Origin of the sequence: Nakamurella antarctica (assembly GCF_003860405.1) — a bacterium.
GTDB classification, from domain to species: Bacteria; Actinomycetota; Actinomycetes; order Mycobacteriales; family Nakamurellaceae; genus Nakamurella; species Nakamurella antarctica.
In genome coordinates this window covers 333,821-354,785 of sequence record NZ_CP034170.1, presented here as the reverse complement: position 1 = coordinate 354,785, position 20,965 = coordinate 333,821, and the positions used below count along the sequence as shown (strand labels likewise).

At 61.9% G+C, this 20,965-nt stretch carries 22 protein-coding genes and 1 pseudogene; 11 read left to right on the top strand and 12 right to left on the bottom strand.

The features are described from left to right. Nucleotides 1-7: 7 nt before the first annotated feature. The 3 genes from EH165_RS01605 to EH165_RS01595 are packed head-to-tail and all read left to right on the top strand — an operon-like array spanning nt 8 to nt 2,420. Nucleotides 8-994 carry a sugar kinase gene (locus EH165_RS01605; RefSeq protein WP_164479068.1) on the top strand — a complete coding sequence of 329 codons (987 nt, stop codon included), beginning with the start codon at nt 8-10 and terminating at the stop codon, nt 992-994. Next, the gene (locus EH165_RS01600) at nt 991-1,608 is read left to right on the top strand and encodes a bifunctional 4-hydroxy-2-oxoglutarate aldolase/2-dehydro-3-deoxy-phosphogluconate aldolase (protein WP_124797739.1); all 618 of its coding nucleotides are present in this window, start codon (nt 991-993) and stop codon (nt 1,606-1,608) included. The genes EH165_RS01605 and EH165_RS01600 overlap by 4 nt, the downstream gene beginning before the upstream one ends. Further along, a complete protein-coding gene (locus EH165_RS01595) occupies nt 1,605-2,420 on the top strand; it encodes an aldose epimerase family protein (RefSeq protein ID WP_124797738.1) in 816 nt (271 codons plus the stop codon). Before EH165_RS01600 ends, EH165_RS01595 begins: the two co-directional genes overlap by 4 nt. Nucleotides 2,421-2,427: 7 nt before the next feature. Here EH165_RS01595 and EH165_RS16725 read toward each other — a convergent pair whose 3' ends face one another. The 9 genes and pseudogenes from EH165_RS16725 to EH165_RS01555 all read right to left on the bottom strand — a co-directional run bounded on the left by EH165_RS16725 (nt 2,428) and on the right by EH165_RS01555 (nt 12,240). Further along, on the bottom strand, nt 2,428-3,639 hold the full coding sequence (locus EH165_RS16725) for a saccharopine dehydrogenase family protein (RefSeq protein WP_124800228.1): 1,212 nt from the start codon (nt 3,637-3,639) through the stop codon (nt 2,428-2,430). A 123-nt stretch (nt 3,640-3,762) separates the two neighbouring features. Beyond that, nucleotides 3,763-4,659: pseudogene (speB, locus tag EH165_RS16720) on the bottom strand (agmatinase); the annotation flags it as partial. Nucleotides 4,660-4,945: 286 nt separating this feature from the next. After that, nucleotides 4,946-6,379 carry an NAD(P)/FAD-dependent oxidoreductase gene (locus EH165_RS01580; protein ID WP_124797737.1) on the bottom strand — a complete coding sequence of 478 codons (1,434 nt, stop codon included), beginning with the start codon at nt 6,377-6,379 and terminating at the stop codon, nt 4,946-4,948. Beyond that, complete coding sequence (locus EH165_RS15270; RefSeq protein WP_164479067.1) at nt 6,376-6,528, bottom strand: hypothetical protein; 153 nt, start codon at nt 6,526-6,528, stop codon at nt 6,376-6,378. Before EH165_RS15270 ends, EH165_RS01580 begins: the two co-directional genes overlap by 4 nt. Nucleotides 6,529-6,545: 17 nt before the next feature. Beyond that, the gene (locus tag EH165_RS01575; protein WP_124797736.1) at nt 6,546-8,057 is read right to left on the bottom strand and encodes a gamma-aminobutyraldehyde dehydrogenase; all 1,512 of its coding nucleotides are present in this window, start codon (nt 8,055-8,057) and stop codon (nt 6,546-6,548) included. A gap of 5 nt (nt 8,058-8,062) precedes the next feature. After that, entirely contained in the window at nt 8,063-8,896 is an 834-nt protein-coding gene (locus tag EH165_RS01570; protein WP_124800227.1) for an ABC transporter permease, read from the bottom strand. 11 nt (nt 8,897-8,907) lie between these two features. Then, the gene (locus EH165_RS01565) at nt 8,908-9,834 is read right to left on the bottom strand and encodes an ABC transporter permease (protein ID WP_124797735.1); all 927 of its coding nucleotides are present in this window, start codon (nt 9,832-9,834) and stop codon (nt 8,908-8,910) included. 43 nt (nt 9,835-9,877) lie between these two features. Then, complete coding sequence (locus EH165_RS01560; RefSeq protein ID WP_124797734.1) at nt 9,878-11,011, bottom strand: ABC transporter ATP-binding protein; 1,134 nt, start codon at nt 11,009-11,011, stop codon at nt 9,878-9,880. Between the two features lie 5 nt (nt 11,012-11,016). Further along, nucleotides 11,017-12,240 (bottom strand): ABC transporter substrate-binding protein, encoded by a 1,224-nt coding sequence (locus tag EH165_RS01555; protein WP_124797733.1) that lies wholly within the window; start codon nt 12,238-12,240, stop codon nt 11,017-11,019. A gap of 360 nt (nt 12,241-12,600) precedes the next feature. Here EH165_RS01555 and EH165_RS01550 point away from each other — a divergent pair, with 360 nt between their 5' ends. The 4 genes from EH165_RS01550 to EH165_RS16385 are packed head-to-tail and all read left to right on the top strand — an operon-like array spanning nt 12,601 to nt 15,826. Further along, nucleotides 12,601-13,110, top strand: a complete 510-nt coding sequence (locus EH165_RS01550; RefSeq protein WP_124797732.1) for an Lrp/AsnC family transcriptional regulator — start codon at nt 12,601-12,603, stop codon at nt 13,108-13,110. Continuing rightward, nucleotides 13,107-14,456, top strand: coding sequence for an aspartate aminotransferase family protein (locus tag EH165_RS01545; RefSeq protein WP_239020647.1), 1,350 nt, complete (start codon nt 13,107-13,109; stop codon nt 14,454-14,456). The genes EH165_RS01550 and EH165_RS01545 overlap by 4 nt, the downstream gene beginning before the upstream one ends. Before the next feature lie 3 nt (nt 14,457-14,459). Beyond that, nucleotides 14,460-15,152: an NAD(P)/FAD-dependent oxidoreductase gene (locus EH165_RS16390; RefSeq protein ID WP_206426048.1), complete on the top strand. Its 693-nt coding sequence runs from the start codon at nt 14,460-14,462 to the stop codon at nt 15,150-15,152. After that, nucleotides 15,149-15,826 (top strand): NAD(P)/FAD-dependent oxidoreductase, encoded by a 678-nt coding sequence (locus EH165_RS16385; RefSeq protein WP_206426047.1) that lies wholly within the window; start codon nt 15,149-15,151, stop codon nt 15,824-15,826. Before EH165_RS16390 ends, EH165_RS16385 begins: the two co-directional genes overlap by 4 nt. A gap of 39 nt (nt 15,827-15,865) precedes the next feature. Here EH165_RS16385 and EH165_RS01535 read toward each other — a convergent pair whose 3' ends face one another. After that, nucleotides 15,866-16,675, bottom strand: coding sequence for an HAD family hydrolase (locus tag EH165_RS01535; RefSeq protein WP_124797730.1), 810 nt, complete (start codon nt 16,673-16,675; stop codon nt 15,866-15,868). 114 nt (nt 16,676-16,789) lie between these two features. Here EH165_RS01535 and EH165_RS01530 point away from each other — a divergent pair, with 114 nt between their 5' ends. After that, entirely contained in the window at nt 16,790-17,344 is a 555-nt protein-coding gene (locus EH165_RS01530) for a flavin reductase family protein (RefSeq protein ID WP_206426046.1), read from the top strand. 29 nt (nt 17,345-17,373) lie between these two features. Beyond that, complete coding sequence (locus EH165_RS01525) at nt 17,374-17,883, top strand: phosphoribosyltransferase (RefSeq protein ID WP_124797729.1); 510 nt, start codon at nt 17,374-17,376, stop codon at nt 17,881-17,883. Nucleotides 17,884-17,919: 36 nt separating this feature from the next. On the opposite strand, the gene serS is transcribed toward EH165_RS01525, so the two are convergent. Beyond that, on the bottom strand, nt 17,920-19,182 hold the full coding sequence (gene serS, locus EH165_RS01520) for a serine--tRNA ligase (RefSeq protein WP_124797728.1): 1,263 nt from the start codon (nt 19,180-19,182) through the stop codon (nt 17,920-17,922). Nucleotides 19,183-19,287: 105 nt separating this feature from the next. On the opposite strand from serS, the gene EH165_RS01515 reads away from it, so the two are divergent. Both EH165_RS01515 and EH165_RS01510 read left to right on the top strand, forming a co-directional pair. After that, nucleotides 19,288-19,635 carry a metallopeptidase family protein gene (locus tag EH165_RS01515; RefSeq protein ID WP_124797727.1) on the top strand — a complete coding sequence of 116 codons (348 nt, stop codon included), beginning with the start codon at nt 19,288-19,290 and terminating at the stop codon, nt 19,633-19,635. Between the two features lie 94 nt (nt 19,636-19,729). After that, entirely contained in the window at nt 19,730-20,674 is a 945-nt protein-coding gene (locus EH165_RS01510) for a carbohydrate kinase family protein (RefSeq protein ID WP_124797726.1), read from the top strand. Between the two features lie 32 nt (nt 20,675-20,706). Here EH165_RS01510 and EH165_RS01505 read toward each other — a convergent pair whose 3' ends face one another. Further along, on the bottom strand, nt 20,707-20,943 hold the full coding sequence (locus EH165_RS01505; RefSeq protein ID WP_124797725.1) for a DUF1707 SHOCT-like domain-containing protein: 237 nt from the start codon (nt 20,941-20,943) through the stop codon (nt 20,707-20,709). Nucleotides 20,944-20,965: the final 22 nt, after the last annotated feature.

Here is a 20,965-nt window from a genome sequence, read left to right as displayed (position 1 = left end):
CAGCGGTGTGACAGGCAGCAGTGTGACAGGCAGCAGTGTGACAGGCAGCAGTGTGACAGGCAGCAGTCCGTTACTTTTCACGGTCGGCGAGGTGCTCGCCGTCTTTCTGCCTACTGACTCTCGCACCATCGACAGCGCCTCAGCATATCGACGAACGGTGGCCGGCTCCGAGTCCAATGTTGCCGCCGCAACAGCAAGACTCGGGAATCGTGCGCGATTCGTCACTGCCGTCGGCTCGGATGCTTTGGGAGACGCAGTCGAGAACACCTTGCGGGAATGCGGTATCGACGTCCGAGCGCACCGCGTGCCGCAGCCGACGGGTGTGATCGTCCGCGACCTGGCGAGGGGTGGACCTTGTCAGTCGGTACATCTGCGGTCCGGTAGCGCAGCAACTTCGATTGGCCCGGAAATGATCGACGAGGCGTGGACATCAGATGTCGCAGCGGTCTTCGTCACGGGGATTACGGCGGTGCGTTCGGCATCGGCTCGGTTGGCCGTGGAACGCACGGTGCAACTGGCGCGCAGCAACGGGGCGCTCGTCATTGTTGACCCGAACCTTCGGCTCACCCTGGGAACCGCGGCAGACTTCACCCGCGCGCTGGACTGCGTCCGTGGCAACGCCGATATCGCCATCGGCGACTTGGCAGAGCTCGCTCTCATGGCTGGTTCGACCGAAGACGCAGCGGTCGCCGCCTTGGTCAATCAAGGTTGTCGGATCGTTGTCACCAAACTTGGCGCTGCTGGCGCGGTTGCCACCGACGGAGCCTTGACCCACCACACTCCGTCACGGGCGATCTCGGTGGTCGACACCGTCGGCGCCGGCGACGCGTTCGCTGCCGGGTTCATCGCGGCAACCCTCGACGGTGCGGGGATCCGCGCCGCTCTGGAGTGGGCATCCGCGGTGGCTGCGCCGGTGGTAGGCGCCAGCGGCGACATTGAAGGCCTCCCTACGAGGGCGCAGGTCCAGGACACACTCAAGGAGGCGCATAGATGATCGCACTCGAAACCATCAGGGCCCAAGGCGTTGTCGCGATAGTCCGCGCCAGCTCTGCCAGCGACGCTGCTGAAACTGTTGCCACCCTGATCGTCGCTGGGCTGAGGGCTATCGAGGTCTCACTGGTGACCCCCGGGGCCCTCGACGTAATCCGCGACGCGGCGCGCAATGCCCCTGCCGGGGTCATGATCGGGGTGGGTACCGCACTGACAGAATCTGATGTGGACCGTGCTGTTGATGCGGGCGCGCAGTTCGTCGTGTCGCCCATCGTCAACGAGGCAGTGATCAGAGCATCCCTTGCCGCGGGCGTGACCGTCCTGCCCGGGGCGACCACCCCCACTGAGGCGGTTCACGCTCGCGAGCTGGGAGCCACCCTGATCAAGCTCTTCCCCGCTTCACTGTGGTCCCCGTCGATACTTCGGGAAGTGCTCGCCGCACTCCCCGATCTGCAGACGGTGCCCACCGGTGGCGTTCAACCGGACACCGCTGGCGATTGGATTCGCGCTGGCGCGGCGGCTGTCGGCATTGGCAGTGCGCTCTCCCAGGCTGCCGATCCTGCGGCAGCGACCGTTCGTCTGCTTGCCAGCATTGAAGCAGCTCGGGCGACGAGATGACGGTCGAGGTGGTGGGCGGCGGCGGCTTGACCGCCACTTTCGGTCCCGATCGGGGCGCAAAGATCACCTCCCTCGCCAGCGCAGGCTACGAGTGGTTGGCGCAGGCCGACCCTGATCAGATCCTTGGGCCGGCACCGTCTTTCGTTGAAGCCGAAATGGCGGGGTGGGATGAGTGCGCGCCGTCCATTCTGGAATGCACGGTCGACGGAACGCTGATCCCCGACCACGGCGATCTGTGGGACGCCACGTTCAGTTGCTCCGGAGCCACTGTGGTGGCTGTGGGCCATTCCTTGCAGTATCGCTTTGAGCGCTCCATGACGGCAACAGAGAAAGGCCTGCGCCTCGATTACGCCGTCAGCGCCTCGAAAGTTCTTCCCTTTCTGTGGGCTGCGCACCCACAATTCGCGGCTCCCCCGGGGACGAAAGTTGCGGTTCCTGGAGCCACTCGGCTTTTCGACGTGACGGGGGGAGTGGAAGATGCCTGTGAGGCGCGGGAAGAACTTTGGACCATCGATTCGTTGCCGCCGCGAGCGACCCGCAAGGTCTACGTGGATCCTCGCGACACCGTGACTTCAGCGTCTCTCATCGTCGGCGGGCAAGCTCTGACACTTCGGTGGGACGCAACCGTTCCGTACCTCGGCGTGTGGTTCGACAATTGCACCATTAGCCGCGAACCTGTGATTGCCATTGAGCCCTGTCTCGGTTACTTCGATTCGCTGGCAGTGGCCATCGGCAAGGGGCGAGCAGCAATAGTCTCGCCGGACAAGCCTTTGCGATGGAGTATCGACATCGAGGCGTCCGCCCTCACCTGACCAATTCCTATACCTGCTCTTCCCGCATCCCCCACGGCGCTCCGTGCTCGACGAGAAGTTCCATGAATGGCACCGAATCGAAGGCTTCCGGTCCGAGAACCCCGGTGCCGCTCCAGACACCGGTGGCAAGTAATTCCATGGCGATCACCGGGCAAAGCGCGGTCTGCCACACCACCGCTTGCGACTTGTATGCGTCCATCGACCACTCGTTGTCGACCACGTGATAGATGTACACCTCGCGGGGATTGCCGTCCTTGCCAAGGCCTTTCACCCATGTTCCGGCGCAGGTTTTGCCTTCCATCTTGTCTCCGAGAGTGGCCGGGTCCGGCAGGAGTGCCGCGATCACGTCGCGCGGGGACACCATCACGTCGCCAACCTTGAGCGCAACGGTGGAGTCAATACCGAGGGTGTGCTGCATCTTCAGCATGTTGATGAACTCCTCGCCGAGTCCGTACTTGAAGGTCACGCGCTTTGCGTCGACCCACCGCGGGATCAGCAGCACTTCTTCGTGCTCGACGTTCACACACTCCACCGGCCCAATGCCTTCGGGGAATTCGAAGATCTCGGGCTCGGAAAAGGGCTCGGTCGTAAACCAGCCCCGATCTTTTTCGTAAATGACCGGCGGGTTCAGGCACTCCTCGATGGTCGTCCAGATCGAGAAGGTGGGCGCAAACGAGTACCCCTGCACCACGAGGTTGCCACCATCGCGGACACCGATTTCGTCAATCTCACTGAACAGGTGGTCGGCGGCATAACGAGCAAAAACGTCCGAAAGTCCCGGCTCCACGCCCATTCCGACGAGGGCGAGTTGGTTGCCAGCCTTCCACGCGTCCTCGGCCGCGAACTGTTCGTCGCCGAGCTTGACGCCCGGGGTGTTGTACGGGTCGGTGGGGTGGGGCACCGACATGGACATCGCCATGTCCATGTAGTGGGCTCCGCCGGCAAGGGCCGCATTAAACAGCGGCATGACGAAACGCGGGTCCGTCGCGTTGAGGAGAAGGTCGCAGCGGTAGCGCTTGAGGAGTCCCTCGACCGCCATCGAATCGGTCGCGTCGACCTGCGCCGGGATGAAGCGTCCGTCGCCCGCTGCCTCGACGGCGTGAATCGCGCGGTCGAGATCGTAGTCAGCGACCACCATGGCTTCGATGTAATTCCGCTTCGCTGCTGTGGCCACAATGGCAGAACCGACGCCACCGGCGCCGACCATGAGCACCCGAATTTTGCCGTCGCCCGACGGTACGGCTATGTCCGTGAGTCCCTGAAGCACCGGCATCGTATCGTCGAAATGTGTTCCGGTTTCCGCATCCAGTTTGCGGCGGGCAATCCCGGAGAGGGTTTCCAGGACAACCCTATTGGCCAAAATCGCGGTCACATCGGAGTGATCGTAGGGCGGTGCAACTTCGACGATCTCCATCCCGACCAGGTTGGTTTCGCGCGCGATCCGGCGAACGGCGTCGAGCAGTTCGCGGCCCGTGAATCCGCCGGGCTCCGGGGTCCCGGTTCCGGGAGCCATTCCTGGGTCCACCACGTCGATGTCGACCGAGAGGAACACGCCGTCGGTGTCCGTCATGGCGATTTCCATGGCTTCGGTGAGCACGTCGTCGAGGCCGCGGCGGCGGATCTCGCCCATCTCGTAGCCGCGCATACCCTGCTGCGCCATCCAGGCGAGCTCGGGAGGTTCGGGCCAGTAGCCGCGCAACCCGATCTGCAGGAATTTATCACCGCGGACGGCACCGGATTCAATCAGTCGCCGCATCGGCAGCCCGTGGCCGTACAGGGATCCGAACTGGATGTCGCCGGTGTCGGCGTGCGCGTCAAAATGGATGACAGACAGTCGGCCAAATCCGAAATGCTCTGCTGCGCCGGTGATATCGGCCATGGCGACGGTGTGGTCGCCGCCGAGGATGATCGGGAGCTTCCCGTGCGAAACGATTTGACGGATCGCCTTCTGCAAGTTGTTCAATGACCGGATGGTCTCGGTCGGCGCCATCTCGATATCACCCGCGTCCATCACGCCCGCAAGTGGGTCGACCCGCAAACCAATATGTGGGCGAGATCCGGTGTGCTCCGAATAGTCACATGTCCGAATCGCGAGCGGGCCCATCCGGGCGCCCGACCGGTAAGAGGTTCCCGAGTCGTAGGGGGCGCCCACGATCACGGCGGTGGCATCTGCGTAACTCGCCGGATCGCTCAGATCGCATCGGGGTACACCTGTGAAGGTGACATCGGGGCCGTACATTGCGCCGTATCGCGCCATGGTGTTCCACTCTCGCACTAGCATTTTCGGCGTCGAGAAGACGACACCTTCGTGAACGTTCGAACAGCAACTTTCTTCCATCAGAGTGGCTGCTGGCAGGTGTGAATAGCAATAGTTGCCCGTTTACGCGCAACGATTCGCCGATTCACGCCCGTTTTGTGGCCTCTGATAGACAGGCAAAGCCCGCTCGTCGCATCAGCGGCGACCAGATCCTTGTCTTCGAGGTAGGAGAGGACGCGGCCGCCCGCCGAGGGCGGGCCAAGCAGGGCTAGGAGTCGAAACCCAAGCCGAACCGGTCGAGCGAGCGCAACCACAAGTTTCGCTTGCCCTCGTTCGCATCCGCGTGCGCGATAGACCGCTTCGTGACGCCGATGACGGCTGACCGGAGCGGCTCTGGCGGGAACGGGACCGGCTTGCCGCGGACCGTGTCGAGAACGGTGAGTTCGGTGTCAGCTCCGTCGAGCAAATCGAGCATCACTTGCGCGCCGAAGCGGGTCGCGCCCACGCCGAGTCCGGTGAAACCGGTGGCGTGTGCCACCCGGCCGCCGTGGCCGGTGCCGTAGAACGGGAAGAACCGCGAACACGTGTCGATGACGCCGCCCCAGCTGTGGCTGAATTTAATGCCCTCAAGCTGGGGGAAAGTTTCGAAGAAGTGCTCTGCCAAGATCTCGAATGTTGCTGGCCGTTGGTCGTACTTCTCTTCGATCTTGCCGCCGTAGTGGTAGATCACGTCGTATCCGCCCCACAGGATGGAGTTGTCCTCGGTGAGGCGGTAGTAGTGAAACTGGTTGCCGGAATCGCCGATGCCCTGACGGTTGTTCCAACCGATGGACGCCAGCTGCGCATCGGTCAACGGTTCGGTGGTCAACGAGTAGTCGTACACCGGGACAACGAATGGCCGTACCCGCTTCAGTAGCGACGGAAAAGCGTTGGTGCCCAGCGCAACTCGATCAGCTGAAATGATCCCGTTATGGGTGTGCAACTGCATGGTGTCGCCATCACGGGACAGCCCATCGACGTTCGTGTTCTCATAAATCTTGACGCCAAGCTGCTCGCAGGCATCTGCCAAACCCCAGGCCAGTCGCGCCGGGTCCACCATCACGGTCTTGTCTTTGGACCAGACGGCGCCGAGATAAGTCGGCGAGTTGGCTTGAGCCCTGGTTTCTTCTTGGTTAAGCAGCACTGCCTCATCGCCGAAGTCGAGCATTCGCCGGTAGTCCACTTCGATATCTTCGAGTTGGTACTCCTCGGTTGCGACCCGCATTTCGCCCGTTTGCTCAAGCTTGCAATCGATACTGAACTCTTTGATGGTGTCGACGATCCCGGCCAGGTTTTCGCGACCGAGACGTTCCAGCCTCGGCATATCTCTGGGGTACCAATCCAGCCCGTTGGCTTGGCCGTGGGTGAGCGATGCGGAGCAGAAACCGCCGTTGCGCCCGGATGCGGCCCATCCGATATTGCGACCTTCCAGAACGGTGACTTCACGTTCCGGGTCTCGTTGTTTTGCCAGCAGCGCGGTCCAGAGGCCGGAGTAACCTGCCCCGACCACCGCTAGGTCAGTTTTTCTGTCTTCCGTCAACCGCTCTCGTTGAACGGGGGAATCGACATCATCGAGCCAGTAACAGACGGGCTCGGCATCGCGCAGCGACTGCACGGCTTGTTGATGGAGTGAGGTTGCTGGGGTGCGTGCTTTTTTTATCATGCGTGGGTTATCCAATCAAAAATTTTACGGGAGGTCTCTGCGACGGTGCCAGTTTTGGCATCCCACATCGCAGTGTTGAGGGAGCAGCCGTCGGAATCGCCATTGGCGCCCTGGGGGCTTGAGGCGCTGGGCCCTGGGGTGGGGAACATGGAGTTCACTTTCTACGCTAAGAAGGGGACTTGAAAATTGTACGGTGCCAGTCTTTTTCCACTGTGCCTGTCAGGTCCATGGCGACATGCTTGATCTGGCTGTATTCCTGCAGGGAGTAGACACTCATGTCCTTCCCGAAGCCAGATGCGCCGAACCCGCCGTGTGGCATCTCCGAGAAAATCGGAATGTGGTCGTTTATCCACACCGTACCGGCGTTGATTTCGCGGCTGGCTCGCAGCGCGCGGTGAACGTCGCCGGTCCACGCGGAGGCAGCCAAACCGAATGGGCTGTCATTAGCCATCGCCAACGCCTCATCATCGGTATCGAATCCGATGACGGTCAACACCGGTCCAAAGATCTCCGATTGCACCGCTTCAGCGGACTGCGGCAGGCCGGCGATCAAGGTGGGCCGGTGCCAGAATCCGCCAGCCAGTTCACCACTTGGCAGCGCTCCACCGTCATAGACGCGTCCGCCGTCGGCGCGCGCTCGTGCGACGAACCCAGCAACGTGATCCCGGTGCCGCGCACTGGAAAGGGGACCCAGGTCGGTGTTCGAATCGTCGGGGGCTCCAAGCACAATCGATGCAAACAGGTCCGCAACTCCGGCGGTGAACGCCTCGAGTAACGACACATGGACGTACGCGCGGGTGGCTGCGGTGCAATCCTGGCCGGTATTGATCAGCGAGCCCGCAACGGCGCCGTGGACGGCCGCATCAAGGTCCGCATCGGCGAAAACCACGAACGGCGCCTTGCCGCCTAATTCCAGATGCACCCTGGCCGCCCGAGCGGCGCAACTTGCCATTACTTGACGGCCAACAGCGGTTGAGCCGGTGAAGGAGACCATGTCGACTTGCCTGTTACCGGTGAGGGCATTTCCTACTTCCAAGCCGGTTCCGGTGACGACATTGATGACGCCATCCGGGATTCCGGCCTCCGAAGCGGCCTCGGCGAACAGCAGAGCCGTCAACGGGGTGATCTCAGATGGTTTGAGCACGATCGTGTTACCCGCAGCAATGGCAGGCAGTATTTTCCAGCCAGCCATTTGCAGCGGATAGTTCCACGGCGCGATCGAACCGATGACGCCGATGGGCTCGCGCCGAATCATCGACGTGTGGTCCGGCGAGTACTCGCCTGCTGCGCTGCCCTCAAGGACCCGGGCGGCGCCAGCGAAGAACGCGGCGTTGTCGATAGTGCCAGGCACGTCAAACCCGCTGGCCAGCTTCAGCGGCTTGCCGGTCTGAGCCGACTCAACACTTGCCAGCTCGTCGGACCTGTCTGTGAGCTTGTGGGCCAGCGCTTGAATCAAGCCCGAGCGCTCCCCCGGTGTGGTGCGCGACCACTGCCGGAATGCTTGCCGCGCACAGTGAACCGCTTCCTCCGCCTGCCCACCGGTAGCCAGTTGGTAGTCGAGAATCGAAGCGCCGGAGCAGGGGTCGATCACGGCAAACGCCGCGCCCGCTCCGGCCACCCTGCGGCCGCCGATGTAGTTCAGCGCTGGATTGAAGATATGAGGTTGTGATCCTGACATTGTCGCTACCGCGCCCGCCTAGAAGATACGAATCGGCCGATGACGACCACTGTGAGAGCAATGACCAACATACCGGTGCCGACGACGTTGACCTGTGGCGCGAGCCCGCGCTGCGCGGCGCCCCACACGTACATCGGGAAGGTGACGGTTGAGCCGGAGTTGAAGTTCGTGATGATGAAGTCGTCGAACGACAGCGAGAACGACAACATCGCCGCGGAAACGATTCCGGGCAATACCAGCGGAAACGTGACCCGCCAGAACGTTTGAGTGGGGTCGGCATACAAATCTTGCGCGGCCTGTTCCAATGTGGGGTCCATTCCGGCAAGCCGGGCCTTCACCGTCACAATGACGAACGACAGACAGAACATGACGTGCGCGATGACGACGGTCACCGCTCCCAGGGGTACGCCCAAGTTGAGGAACAAAGTCAGAAGCGAGGATCCCGCCACAACTTCAGGGGTGGCCATGGGTAGGAACACCAGAACATTGGCGAGCCCCCGACCACGGAAACGGTGCCGGGACATACCGAAGGCAGCCAAGGTGCCAACGCCGGTGGCGATAGCGGTGGCGACGACGCCTATCCAGATGGACGTCCAGAGCGAATCGCACAGGCCGCTGGCCCCGCAGGGGTCCTTCCAGGCGTCCAGGGAGAACTGGTTCCAAATGAGGTTGATCTTTCCTTCGGGCTTGTTGAAGGAAAACCGGACGACGTTGGCGATCGGCGCGAACATGAACAGCAGCGCCAAGATTCCGAACACCACCACGAGGTGGTCTCGGATCCACCGTCCCACCGTGGGGCGGTTCGGCTTGTGGGCGGCCGGCGGGGTGGTGTCGAGCATTTGATGGACCATCAGACCAGTTCCTCCGTGCCAGAGCGTTTCACGTAGAAGGCCACCAGCAAGACAATGGCCAACATCAATACGACCGACATCGCTGCCGACGCGGGGTATTGGAAGTTTCGGACTTGGTTATTGACCACGTTGCCCGCCATGGTGGTAGACGGGCCACCGAGCAATTCCGCGTTCACGTAGTCACCGGCCGCGGGGATAAAGGTCATCAGCGTTCCGCTGACCACACCGGGCAGCGACAGCGGCCAGGTGATCTTCCAGAAACTGGTCCAACTGTTGGCGTATAGGTCGCCGGAGGCCATCAGCAGCGAACGGTCGATCTTCTCCAAAGACGCGTACAGCGGCAGCACCATAAACGGCAAGAAGTTGTAGGTGAGGCCGAGGATCACACCGAAAGGTGTTGATAGTACGCGTCCCTCAGTCAAGCCGAGGTGATCAAACAGCCACATCAAGCCGGTGTTATTCATGAAGTGCACGATGGCACCGTCGTCGGCGAGGATCTGCTTCCAGGCAATGGTGCGGACTAGGAAGCTGGTAAAGAACGGGGCAATGACCAGCACGAGCAGCACCGCTCGCAAGCGGCCCGCTTTGAAGGCGATCATGTAGGCCAGCGGGTAGGCGATCAACAACGTCATCAGTGTGGCCAGGCTGGCGTACAACAAAGAGCGTAGGAATTGCGGGTAGTACTCGCTGAGGATTTCGCCGTAGTTGGACCAGCGGAAGGTCTGCCGGAATCCGGTGGAAAGGCTGCCCTGCATCAGCGATGTCGAGGCTAGCGTCATGATCGGGATGACGAAGAAAACCAGCATCGCTAGCGCTGCAGGCAGCAGAAGGAACAGCGGAGTCAACTTTTTACTGCGGGGGCCCGGCGGTGGCGGCGGGGTGCTGAGCCCCGAGGTCTCCGCAACCGCAGCAGCTGCCGCCGTCATCGCGTGCCCGCCAAGGCGTCCGCGGCAGAAAGGTCCGCCCTGATCATGATGCGATCTCCGCAGCAGCGGCGATTTCATGAGCACCCGCGGCAAGGCCGAAGGTGTGCGCCGGATCCCAGTGCATACAGACCTTCATGCCCACCTGCCGGGGGAACGTTGCGGTGTTCTGGCTGAAGACCGTCATTTCATCGTTCGTTGCGGTGCGCACCAGGTATTGGGTCGACACACCGATAAAGGAGGCGTCCACGATCTCGCCGTCGATCACGTTGTGGCCTACCGGAGCCATTCCCATTTCGGCCAACTGGATCTTTTCTGGTCGCACCCCGACGCTCATGGCGTTGCCGGTGGCGTGTGCACGGGATGCGGGCATACAGACGCGAACACCGTCGACATTGAGAACGATCACATCCCCCTGCCGTTCAGTAACCACTGCGTTCAACAGGTTCGACTGGCCGAGGAAGCCAGCTACGAAAGCGGTGGAGGGGTTCTCGTAAAGATCCACCGGAGCGCCGAGTTGTTCGATCTTGCCCTTGTTGAGCACCGCGATCGTATCGGCCATGGTCATGGCCTCTTCCTGATCATGGGTGACGTGAATGAAGGTAATGCCGACTTCCAGCTGGATGCGCTTGAGCTCCAGCTGCATCTGCCGGCGCAGCTTGAGATCAAGCGCCCCGAGTGGTTCGTCCAGCAACAAGATCTTGGGCCGATTCACCAAAGCGCGAACCACGGCGACCCGCTGTTGTTGACCACCGGAGAGCTGGGTGGGCTTGCGCTGAGCGAGATGACCCATATCCACCAATTCCAGCATTTCTTTCACCCGGCGGTCGATATTGTCCTCTTTTTTACGACGAAGACCGAAGGCCACGTTTTCGTAGATCGACATGTGCGGGAACAGCGCGTAACTCTGGAATACCGTGTTGACTGGGCGCTGGTAGGGGCGCAGCTTGGAAACATCCACGTCGCCAATGCGAATTTCGCCCTGATCCGGATCCTCGAGCCCGGCAACCATTCGCAGCGTGGTGGTCTTGCCGCATCCCGATGGACCGAGCAGTGCGTAGAAGCGACCGGATTCGACTTCGAGGTCGATCCCGTCTACCGCGCTGAAATTCCCGTAGTTCTTCCGCAGCCCGCGGATAGACAGTCCACCCGTGGCATCGTCTTTTGTCATGTCAGCCATTCTCATCACGCCCCAGAAAGTTTGTCGAAGATCTTGGAATACCGCGCGTCGGTTTCGCCGTCCAGCGCCATGAAAACGTGCGCGTTGGAGAGGATCTCATCGCCCGGGAAAATCAGTTGATTGTTTGCGATTGCTGGGTCGTCCTCAGCGGCAAATGCTTTTGCCGTGGGAATCGGGGTGATGTAGTTGACGTATTCCGAGAGGGTCGCCGCGACCCTGGGCTCGTAGTAGTAATTGATGATCATCTCGGCGTTCTTCTTATGCGCCGCAGCGGCAGGAATCACGCAGTTGTCGCTCCACAGCGGGTAGCCCGCCTTGGGCAGCACCATTTCGAAATCGTCCGAGTCGTTCTGCAGCGCAACAACATCGCCCGTCCAAGCGGCACATGCGGCCAAGTCACCGGACACCAAGCTGGGGACATAGTCGTTACCCGTGAACTGTCGAACCTGGCCGCTGTTTACCGCCTCGCCGATCATGTTGATCGCTTCCATGAATTGGCTGTCGGTGAAATCGCTGGCGTCGTACCCCAAGTCCTGCAGGCACAATGCGACGGTGTCCCGCATTTCCTTGAGCAGCGTGATGCGTCCAGCCAGGGATGGATCGGTGAGCAGCTGGTTCATGGACTCAACCGTCTTGTCCTTGCCGACAACCGCGTGGTTGACGGCAATTCCGGCCAACCCGGACTGCCACGTCGCGGAGTATTTGCGGCCCGGGTCAAAGGTCACTTTTTGCAAGGCGGGGTTGAGGTTGGCCAAGTTGGGGATGTTGGCATGGTCCAGCTCCTGCACGTACTCCAGCTGAATGAGCTTGGCTGCCATCCAGTCGGTGACGACGAACAAATCGGCGGTAATGGTCTGGCCGGCAGCGATCTGGGGGTGGATCTTTGAAAAATACTCGGTGTTGTCGTTGACATCTTCGGTGTAGTTGACCGTAATCCCGTATTCGTCTTGGAATCCCACAAGCGTCGGGAAGATCGACGAATCATTGGCGTCGACGTCCATGTATCCCTGCCAATTGGACCAGTTCACAAACTTGTCCATATCGGACCGATCGGGCACCGTCAGCCGCCCAGGGCGTGCCGGGTTGATGCCACAGGCGGCGAGGAAGGCGGCGCTGGCGCCCAGAGCCGAGGTTTGCATAAATCGGCGGCGCGACAGTCGTGGCCCCGGGCGGAACATCATTCGAGCGCCGGGAGAGGACGCGGGCGTGAGTCCGGCTGGGCCAGTCATGTCGCCCGGCCTAAAAGTCGGGTCACGAGTTGCCTCCCAAAGTTCGCTTGCGGCTGTCGGACGGGCGCCAAGCGGCCCGGGACAGGTTTAGATTGATGGTGATAGTGGCACTGTTTTACCGGTTTGGGCAAGGGTTTCCGTCGGATTGTCACGCGACGGCAACGAAAAACATCAGTTGTTTACACAAGCGCACCGGCCTACCGGGAGAAATACGCTTCCACACCCCTGGCCGCTCGCCCTGAAGCATTCTGCAAGGCATGCGGCAGTATGCATCCCATTCAGCGGTGTTTTTCGTGGAAAATCAGCCACAACGCAACTGATTCACTTGCCATCTGTCGATTCTCTTGTCATGATCGATTGATGTCCACCAGACATAGCGGCCCCGACACGAAGGCGATCGTCGATCGCTCCCGGTTGGCGACCGCCGGAATCGACGACATTTCCAAGGCCATCATCGAGCAACTCCAAGAAGATGGCCGGCGTCCCTACGCCAGCATTGGCGCGGCCGTGGGATTGTCCGAAGCTGCTGTCCGGCAACGGGTCCAGCGGCTCATCGGTTCAGGGATGGTGCAGATTGTCGCAGTCACCGACCCATTGCAAGTGGGCTTTAGTCGCCAAGCGATGATCGGCATCAAAGCCGAGGGCAACCTGAATCCGATCGTGGACATGCTCTGCGCCATGGACGAGGTCGACTACGTGGTGGTGACCGCCGGCTCGTTCGACATCCTCGCCGAGGTTGTCTGCGAAGACGACGATCAGCTGCTCGCCCTCCTGAACGAACGAATCCGCGTCATTCCGGGTATCCGAAGCACCGAAAGCTTTGTGTACCTGAAACTTTCCAAGCAAACCTACACATGGGGAACACGATGAGTAACGCAACTGACCACCTCTGGATGCACTTCACCAGAATGTCGTCGTACGACCACGCACCGGTGCCCGTTATCGAGCGCGGCGAAGGTGCCTACATCTTCGATACCAACGGAAAGCGGTACCTCGACGCACTTTCCGGCCTTTTCACCGTTCAGGTAGGCCACGGCCGTAAGGAACTCGCAGCGGCAGCGGCAGCGCAGGCGGAGAAGTTGGCGTTCTTCCCGATCTGGTCGTACGCGCACCCCGCCGCCATCGAATTGGCCGACCGCCTTGCAGACCTCGCCCCGGGCGACTTGAACAAGGTCTTCTACTCCACCGGCGGCGCCGAATCAGTGGAAACGGCGTGGAAGGTGGCAAAGCAGTTCTTCAAACTGACCGGCAAACCCAATAAGCACAAGGTCATCTCGCGCGCTATCGCCTACCACGGCACCACCCAGGGCGCGTTGTCCATCACCGGAATCCCGCCTTTCAAGGAGGCGTTCGAGCCCCTCGTTCCCGGAACCTTCCGCGTGCCCAACACCAACTTCTACCGGGCACCCGAGCACCTCGCCGATGACGAAAAAGCCTTCGGCCAGTGGGCAGCCAACCGGATTGAAGAAGCCATCCTCGCTGAGGGTCCGTCCACCGTTGCCTGCGTATTTCTCGAACCGGTACAGAATGCGGGGGGGTGCTTCCCGCCTCCCCCCGGTTATTTCCAGCGGGTGCGCGAAATCTGCGACGAGTACGACGTGCTGCTCATCTCGGACGAAACCATCTGTGCCTTTGGTCGGTTGGGCACGATGTTCGGTGCCCAGAAGTTCGACTTCCAGCCTGACATCATCACCTGCGCCAAGGGTTTGACCTCGGGCTATTCGCCGCTGGGCGCCGCTATTATCTCCGACCGAATCTTCGAGCCCTTCAGCAAGGGCGATGCGATGTTCGGTCACGGATACACCTTCGGTGGCCACCCGGTGTCGTGCGCCGTGGCGCTGGCGAACCTTGACATCTTCGACCGGGAAGACCTGTTGGGCAACGTCATGCGCAATGAGAACCCGTTCCGCATGACGCTGGAGAAGCTGATGGACCTGCCGATCGTGGGTAACGTCCGCGGTGACGGCTACTTCTACGGCATCGAAATGGTCAAGGACGCTGCAACCAAGGAGAGCTTCACCGACGCCGAAAGCGAGCGGGTGCTACGCGGTTTCCTGTCCAAAGCCCTTTTCGAGAACGGTCTCTACTGCCGCGCTGACGACCGGGGAGACCCCGTGATTCAGGTTGCGCCGCCGCTGATCTGCGACCAGACACAGTTCGACGAGATCGAGCAGATCCTGCGCAGCGTTCTCACCGAAGCGTGGACCCTGCTGTAAGCCATGAGTTACCAACAACTCTCACTCTGGCTCGACGGTGTCGGGGATTCTCTGGATCCCCGACCCGCCCTGCCCGGCGACCGGGACGCCGATGTCGTGATCATCGGAGCCGGGTTCACCGGTCTCTGGACGGCCTATTACCTGGCCAAAGCCGATCCGGCCCTGCGGATTGTGATCCTCGAAGCCGAGATCGCAGGCTTTGGTGCGTCCGGACGCAACGGCGGCTGGTGTTCGGAGCTCTTTCCCGCATCATCGGCCAAGATTGCGCGCAGCCATGGCCGCCCAGCCGCCCTGCAGATGCGCGCTGCCATGCGGGAAACGGTGGCCGAGATCGCCCGCGTCATCGAAGCTGAAGGCTTGGAGTGCGGATTCGCCTATGGCGGCACCGTGTCCATGGCGCGTTCGCGTACGCAGTGGGCGCGGGCGCAGGCCGATGTCGCCGAGGCCGCTTCGTGGGGAGATACGGACACGGTGCTGCTGGGCTCCAGAGAAACCAGCGACATCATTGGCGCCACTAACCTTCTCGGCGGCGCCTTTACGCCGCATTGCGCGGCCTTAGATCCAGCACGGTTGGTCCGCGGGCTCGCCGAGCTCGTAGAAAGACTGGGCGTCACCCTCTACGAACGCAGCCGTGTTCGCTCCACCCGCCCCACGCTGCCGTCTGCGACGCGGGCACGGTACGTGCGGATGTGGTGATTCGGGCAACCGAGGGCTACACGCCTTCGCTGCCAAGTTCTCGACGCGATGTGGCGCCGATCTATTCCCTGGTGGTGGCAACAGAACCACTCTCGGATCAGCAATGGGAATCCATCCGTTTGCATGATCGGGCGACCTTCACCGATTACCAACACCTCATTTCCTACGGACAGCGCAGCGGCGACGGGCGGTTGGTCTTCGGTGGCCGCGGCGCGCCATACCACTTCGACTCCCGTACCAAGTCATCGTTCGACACGGACCCCCGCGTATTCAACCTGTTGCAGCGCAACCTGATTGACCTTTTCCCCGTACTGCAGGGCGTGCGCTTCAGCCACGCCTGGGGTGGCGCACTCGGAGTAGCGCGCGATTGGAACGCCAGCGTCGGCTTGCACCGCGAAACCGGACTCGGTTGGGCTGGCGGCTACGTTGGCGACGGGGTGTCGACTACCAACCTCGCGGGGCGCACCCTGGCGGATCTCATCACCGGCGCCGAGTCTGAGATCGTTGCCCTGCCGTGGGTGGGGCACCGGTCCCCCCGCTGGGAAGTAGAGCCGCTGCGCTGGATCGGCGTCAACGCGGGGCTGCAGGTAATGCGATTCGCCGATGCGAGCGAGACCAGAAGCGGCCGGGAGTCGCGCGCTGCCAAGCTTTTTGGGCGCTTTCTCGGGCACTGAAACCTGCTATTCGAGCGCGACGAGGAGGCTCCAGAACGCCTAGAACCAGCGCTCCAACACCAGTGCGACGCCATCCTCGTGGTGGAAACCGGTAATTTCGTTGGCGATCGCGGCGACGTCTGCATGTGCATTCGCCATCGCCACGCCGTGGCCGGCCCAGCTCAGCATTTCCAAATCGTTGGGCATATCGCCGAAGGCCACCACGTCGGCTGCAGCAATCCCCCACTGCTTGGCCAGCCGGTCCAGCGCGGTTCCCTTATTGACGCCGGGTCCCGCTACTTCGATCAAGCCGTCATCAGTGGAGAACGTGACACTCACCTGGGCGCCCGCCGCCTCTCGTGCGTGATGTGCCAACCCACCCGAGTCATTTCCGCTACGCACCAACAGCTTCGCCACCGGCAGCGACAACAGGTGCTCCCGGGGGCCGCGCTGAAAGAAACCATCCTCCCAGGGGTGCTCATAGTGATGCTCCGCCCAGCACGCATCCAGGTCGACGCCGATCCGCTCTACGGCCAGCGCAAATTTCTCCTCACGCGCATGCAGGTTGGCAACGAAATCCTGCATCGGGGCAACTTCTAACGGAGAACACGAGGTGATCTCGCCCGCGGCGATGTCGTACGTCACTGCGCCGTTCATGCACACGGCGGTTCCCGTGAACCCTGCGTCGATGACCGGGCTGAGCCACCAGATGGGGCGTCCGGTGGCGATGACGACGTGGGCGCCGCTGTCGGCGGCCCTGCGCAAAGCGGCTGCGTTGCGCGGCGATACCAGGCCTGCGCCATCGAGAAGGGTTCCATCCATGTCTGAAACAACCATCCGGGGGGCGGCAACCATCTGCTGAGCGTTCACCCCCTCATTATCCTGGTGTTTTCGCCGGCTCGGGAACAGCGCCCGCGTTCCCGAGCCTTACAGACGCGTCACAGAAGGCGGCGTGCCGTGCGCACCGTCCATAGAATGGCCATCATGAGAGAAGCCGCACGCGCCACGGGCCGCGCCACGGACTCCGGAGTCACCCCGCGGATGATGAAGGACGTGCTCGGCAACTTCGGTACGGGCGTCACCGTGGTGACGGCGCTGGGCCCCCACGGACCGATCGGCTTTACCTGTCAAACCTTCGCTTCGGTGTCGCTCACGCCGCCGCTGGTCTCGATTTGTCCCGCACGCACCTCGGGGACGTGGGCGCAGATCCGGGATATCGGCAGGTTCTGCATCAATATTTTGACCGCCGACCATGACGCACTCTCCGACAACTTCGCGATCAGCTCCAGTGACGGACGCAACAAATTCGCCGGGCTTGAGTACATCAGCGGGCCAGCCGGTTCCCCGATTCTGCCGGGAGTTCTGGCGTGGGTCGACTGCTCCCTGCGTGCGGAATACGACGGCGGCGACCACACCATCGTGGTCGCCGATGTCCTCGATCTCGACACCGATTTCCCGGACGAGGACGCAACGAACCCGTTGCTGTACTTCCGTGGCGATTACCTACACCGGCGTGGCAGCGAAGCAGAGCCTGCCTAGGGTGCCGGGCGCGGGTAGGTTAGCGCGGCATGGATACCCCTGAGTTCGACCACGCCCCGGCACCGGCCCGGGAGGTGTTGACCTGGGAGAGATTCGGCGTCGCTTCGCGGGAGCTGGCCCAGATGATCGCCGACAGCGGCTTCGTTCCGGACATTGTGATCGCGATTGCCCGCGGCGGTTTGCTACCAGCCGGATCGTTGTCGTGCGCGCTCGGTACCAAGGCAGCCGGAACACTGAATGTGGAGTTCTATTCCGACATCGATCAGACACTCCCGGACCCGTTGGTGTTGGCGCCGTTACTCGACACGGACGCGCTGGCGAATAAAAAGTTGTTGGTCGTCGACGACGTCGCAGACTCAGGCCGCACTCTGGCGCTGGTGATGGATCTGGTGCGCCCGCATGCCGATGCAGCGCGCTCAGCCGTCATCTATACAAAACCGCGAACCATTATCGCGCCGGACTATTCCTGGCGAGAAACGAATCTGTGGATCACGTTCCCGTGGTCAGCCGACCCGCCGGTGGCAGCAACGCGGCGGTAACGGTGCAGCGCGTATGCCGCAGCTGGACTCTGTCGGTTATTTCGGTTCCATAACCTCAACGCCACCCATGAATGGCTGCAACGCGGCGGGGACCTTGACCGAACCGTCGCGCTGCTGATGGTTCTCCAGGATCGCCACCAGCCAGCGAGTGGTCGCTAGCGTCCCGTTCAATGTTGCGGCGATCTGCGGTTTGCCGTCGTCGTCGCGGTATCGCACGTTCAGCCTGCGGGCCTGGAACGTGGTGCAGTTCGACGTCGATGTCAGCTCGCGGTACGCCTGTTGCGTGGGGACCCAGGCTTCGCAATCAAATTTGCGAGCCGCCGAAGTCCCGAGGTCGCCAGCAGCTACGTCGATAACGCGATAAGGCACATCCATCAACCCCAGCATTTCCTCTTCCATCGCCAGCAGCGTGAGGTGTTCGGCCTCTGCCTCCTCCGGCCTGCAGTACGAGAACATTTCAATCTTCTCGAACTGGTGCACTCGCAGAATGCCTTTGGTGTCTTTGCCGTACGAACCCGCTTCGCGGCGGAAACACGAGGACCAGCCGGCATACCGGATCGGACCATCGCCCAGGTCCAGAATTTCACCGGAGTGGTAGGCCGCCATCGGCACTTCGGAGGTGCCGACCAGGAAGAGGTCGTCGGACGGCAAGTGGTAGACCTCGTCGTTGTGTTCGCCGAGGAATCCGGTGCCGTCCATCGATTCTGGCTTTACCAAAACTGGCGGGATCATCGGGATGAAACCGTGTTTGAGCGCCTGCGAGATAGCCAGATTCAGCATCGCCAGTTGCAGCTGAGCTCCGACCCCCCGCAGAAAGTAAAAGCGTGCGCCGGAAACCTTTGCGCCTCGCACGGTGTCGATAGCGCCAAGTTTTTCGCCCAGCTCCGCATGGTCCAGCATCGGGAAGTCGGGTTCGGCTGGCGTTCCCACATGTTTGATGAGCACGAAGTCTTCCTCGCCGCCGTGCGGTGCCTCCGGCGAGATGAGGTTCGGAATCGCCTTATGCGCAGCGAGCAGCTCCGCGTTGGCTACCGTCTCCGTCGCCTGTGCAACGTCAACGCTTGCGGCCAGGTCCTTGCCGCGGACCAGCAACGCGGGTCGCTCAGCGGGGGTGGCTTTGCCGACCGTCCGGCCAAACGCCTTTTGTTCCGCGCGCAGCTCGTCGGCGGCGGCGACCGCAACTCGGCGAGCCGCGTCGGCAGCTACCAGGCGGTCGACTACGGCCGGATCGGCGCCGCGGGCCACCTGGGAGGTGCGGGCAATGTCGGGGGTGTCACGAACGATGCGCAGATCAATCACGCCGGTCAGCCTATCTGCGACCCAGGGGTAACTACTAAGCGAGAAGTGCCGCGCCCAGGGTGACCTTGAGCGCTCTCGCCGCCCACAGCGGGCATCATGGTCGGTATGGCACTGGATTTGGAAGACTGGGAATTTGACGATCTCGTCAGCGAGGCACTGGACATGATCCCCGTCAAGTTCACCGAGGCGATGGATAACGTCGTGGTGTTGATCGAGCCGCACCACCCCACACGCAGCCTCTACGGGCTCTATCACGGGGTTGCTTTGACCATGCGCAACAGCCACTACTCGGGCCAGTTACCCGACACCATCACCATTTACCGCGATCCCATTTTGAGCCGCGCCACCGATTACGAGGCTGCCCGGCAACAAGTCATCACGACCGTCATCCATGAAGTGGCGCACCACTTCGGGATCGATGACGACACTCTGCACGATCTCGGCTGGGGGTAGCAGGTAGCGGGGCAAGGGTGCGATGTCTGTGGCCTCCGCACGTTTGTGACGCAGGAGAAGGTAACCACCTTGACGACCAAGAAAGAGGGCATCCGTGACCACCATTGCAGTTGTTGGCGAAATCGTGGCCGACGCGGTCCTGCCGGCTGACGGCATCCGTGACGGCGCAGCGCATTTGACAGTTCACCCCGGCGGTGGGCCTGCCAACTTTGCCGTAGCCCTGGCACGGCTGGGCACTACCGCTCGGTTCGCCGGCCGCATTTCTACCGGCGCACTCGGCCAGCTGTGTAAAGCGCATTTGGAAGATTCCGGCGTGGACCTCACTGCGTCGGTCGCCGCTGTCGAGCCGGCTACCTTGGCAATCGCGAAGTTGGACGACAACGGCGCCGCGTCCTACGAGTTCTACGTGTCGGGCACCGCGGACTGGGCGTGGACCGCCGCCGAATTGGGAACCCTAGTCAGTGCGCAACCGGAGCAGCCAGTGGCAATCCATACGGGCACGCTGGCGTTAGCGTTGCAGCCGTCCGGCGCCGTCATCGAAAACCTCCTTGCAGTACAGCGCCAAAACCTGACGGTATCGATTGACCCCAACCTCCGGACGCTATTGGTGCCGGTCGAGCACTACCGCGCGCGAATCGACGGTTGGGCAAAGCTTGCCGACATCGTGCGCCTCTCGGAGGACGATTTGATCGACCTGTGGCCCGGTACCAGCGTCGAAGAAGCTGCTCAGTTGTTGCATGCCAAGGGTGTGGTGCTCGTGGTGATCAGCCTCGGCGCCGACGGAGCCTTTGCCTCCTTACGCGGTGAAACCGTCCGGGTGCCGGTTGCGGGAAGAAGCGTCGTGGACACCGTCGGCGCGGGGGATTCCTTTCACGGAGGGCTTTTGCACTATCTGGCGCAGGCCGGACAGTTGGGCGGCCGCCTGGAATCGCTGACGAGGCAAGGACTTCAGGATGCGCTCGAGTTCGCCTCCCGTGTGGCGGCCATCACCGTTTCCCGCGCTGGCGCCAACCCGCCGTGGAGTGACGAACTCGACTGATCGGCTCGCAGTGATCCACCGACCGCTCGGCTCTAGGGCGAAGTGGGCGGATGAAGCTCGCGGCCTGCGACCAGTATTCCCGGGAGATCGACGAGCACCGAGTTCAGTTCGGCCCTGGTCTTTGCTGTGACAGCCGCAGCGGACCGGTCGGAGTACTCGTTCAAGGTGAGGAGTCCCCGCCCAGTTGCTTTTTCCAGTATCGCCATGACGTGCGAACGCTCGGCGTCAGAGACCCGCAGATCCCGCGGGTTGATGGAGGATGCTGACATGACCGTCAGGATAGATCACCAA

What these genes read in the sequence shown, in the direction of transcription:
- EH165_RS01550 (WP_124797732.1), top strand. Translation starts at nt 12,601, where the DNA reads ATGTCCACCAGACATAGCGGCCCCGACACGAAGGCGATCGTCGATCGC.
- EH165_RS01600 (WP_124797739.1), top strand. Translation starts at nt 991, where the DNA reads ATGATCGCACTCGAAACCATCAGGGCCCAAGGCGTTGTCGCGATAGTC.
- EH165_RS15270 (WP_164479067.1), bottom strand. Translation starts at nt 6,528, where the DNA reads ATGTTCCCCACCCCAGGGCCCAGCGCCTCAAGCCCCCAGGGCGCCAAT.
- EH165_RS16390 (WP_206426048.1), top strand. Translation starts at nt 14,460, where the DNA reads ATGAGTTACCAACAACTCTCACTCTGGCTCGACGGTGTCGGGGATTCT.
- EH165_RS01580 (WP_124797737.1), bottom strand. Translation starts at nt 6,379, where the DNA reads ATGATAAAAAAAGCACGCACCCCAGCAACCTCACTCCATCAACAAGCC.
- EH165_RS01595 (WP_124797738.1), top strand. Translation starts at nt 1,605, where the DNA reads ATGACGGTCGAGGTGGTGGGCGGCGGCGGCTTGACCGCCACTTTCGGT.
- EH165_RS01565 (WP_124797735.1), bottom strand. Translation starts at nt 9,834, where the DNA reads ATGACGGCGGCAGCTGCTGCGGTTGCGGAGACCTCGGGGCTCAGCACC.
- EH165_RS01525 (WP_124797729.1), top strand. Translation starts at nt 17,374, where the DNA reads ATGGATACCCCTGAGTTCGACCACGCCCCGGCACCGGCCCGGGAGGTG.
- EH165_RS01575 (WP_124797736.1), bottom strand. Translation starts at nt 8,057, where the DNA reads ATGTCAGGATCACAACCTCATATCTTCAATCCAGCGCTGAACTACATC.
- EH165_RS01555 (WP_124797733.1), bottom strand. Translation starts at nt 12,240, where the DNA reads ATGACTGGCCCAGCCGGACTCACGCCCGCGTCCTCTCCCGGCGCTCGA.
- EH165_RS01570 (WP_124800227.1), bottom strand. Translation starts at nt 8,896, where the DNA reads ATGCTCGACACCACCCCGCCGGCCGCCCACAAGCCGAACCGCCCCACG.
- EH165_RS01560 (WP_124797734.1), bottom strand. Translation starts at nt 11,011, where the DNA reads ATGGCTGACATGACAAAAGACGATGCCACGGGTGGACTGTCTATCCGC.
- EH165_RS01505 (WP_124797725.1), bottom strand. Translation starts at nt 20,943, where the DNA reads ATGTCAGCATCCTCCATCAACCCGCGGGATCTGCGGGTCTCTGACGCC.
- EH165_RS01530 (WP_206426046.1), top strand. Translation starts at nt 16,790, where the DNA reads ATGAGAGAAGCCGCACGCGCCACGGGCCGCGCCACGGACTCCGGAGTC.
- EH165_RS01515 (WP_124797727.1), top strand. Translation starts at nt 19,288, where the DNA reads ATGGCACTGGATTTGGAAGACTGGGAATTTGACGATCTCGTCAGCGAG.
- EH165_RS01545 (WP_239020647.1), top strand. Translation starts at nt 13,107, where the DNA reads ATGAGTAACGCAACTGACCACCTCTGGATGCACTTCACCAGAATGTCG.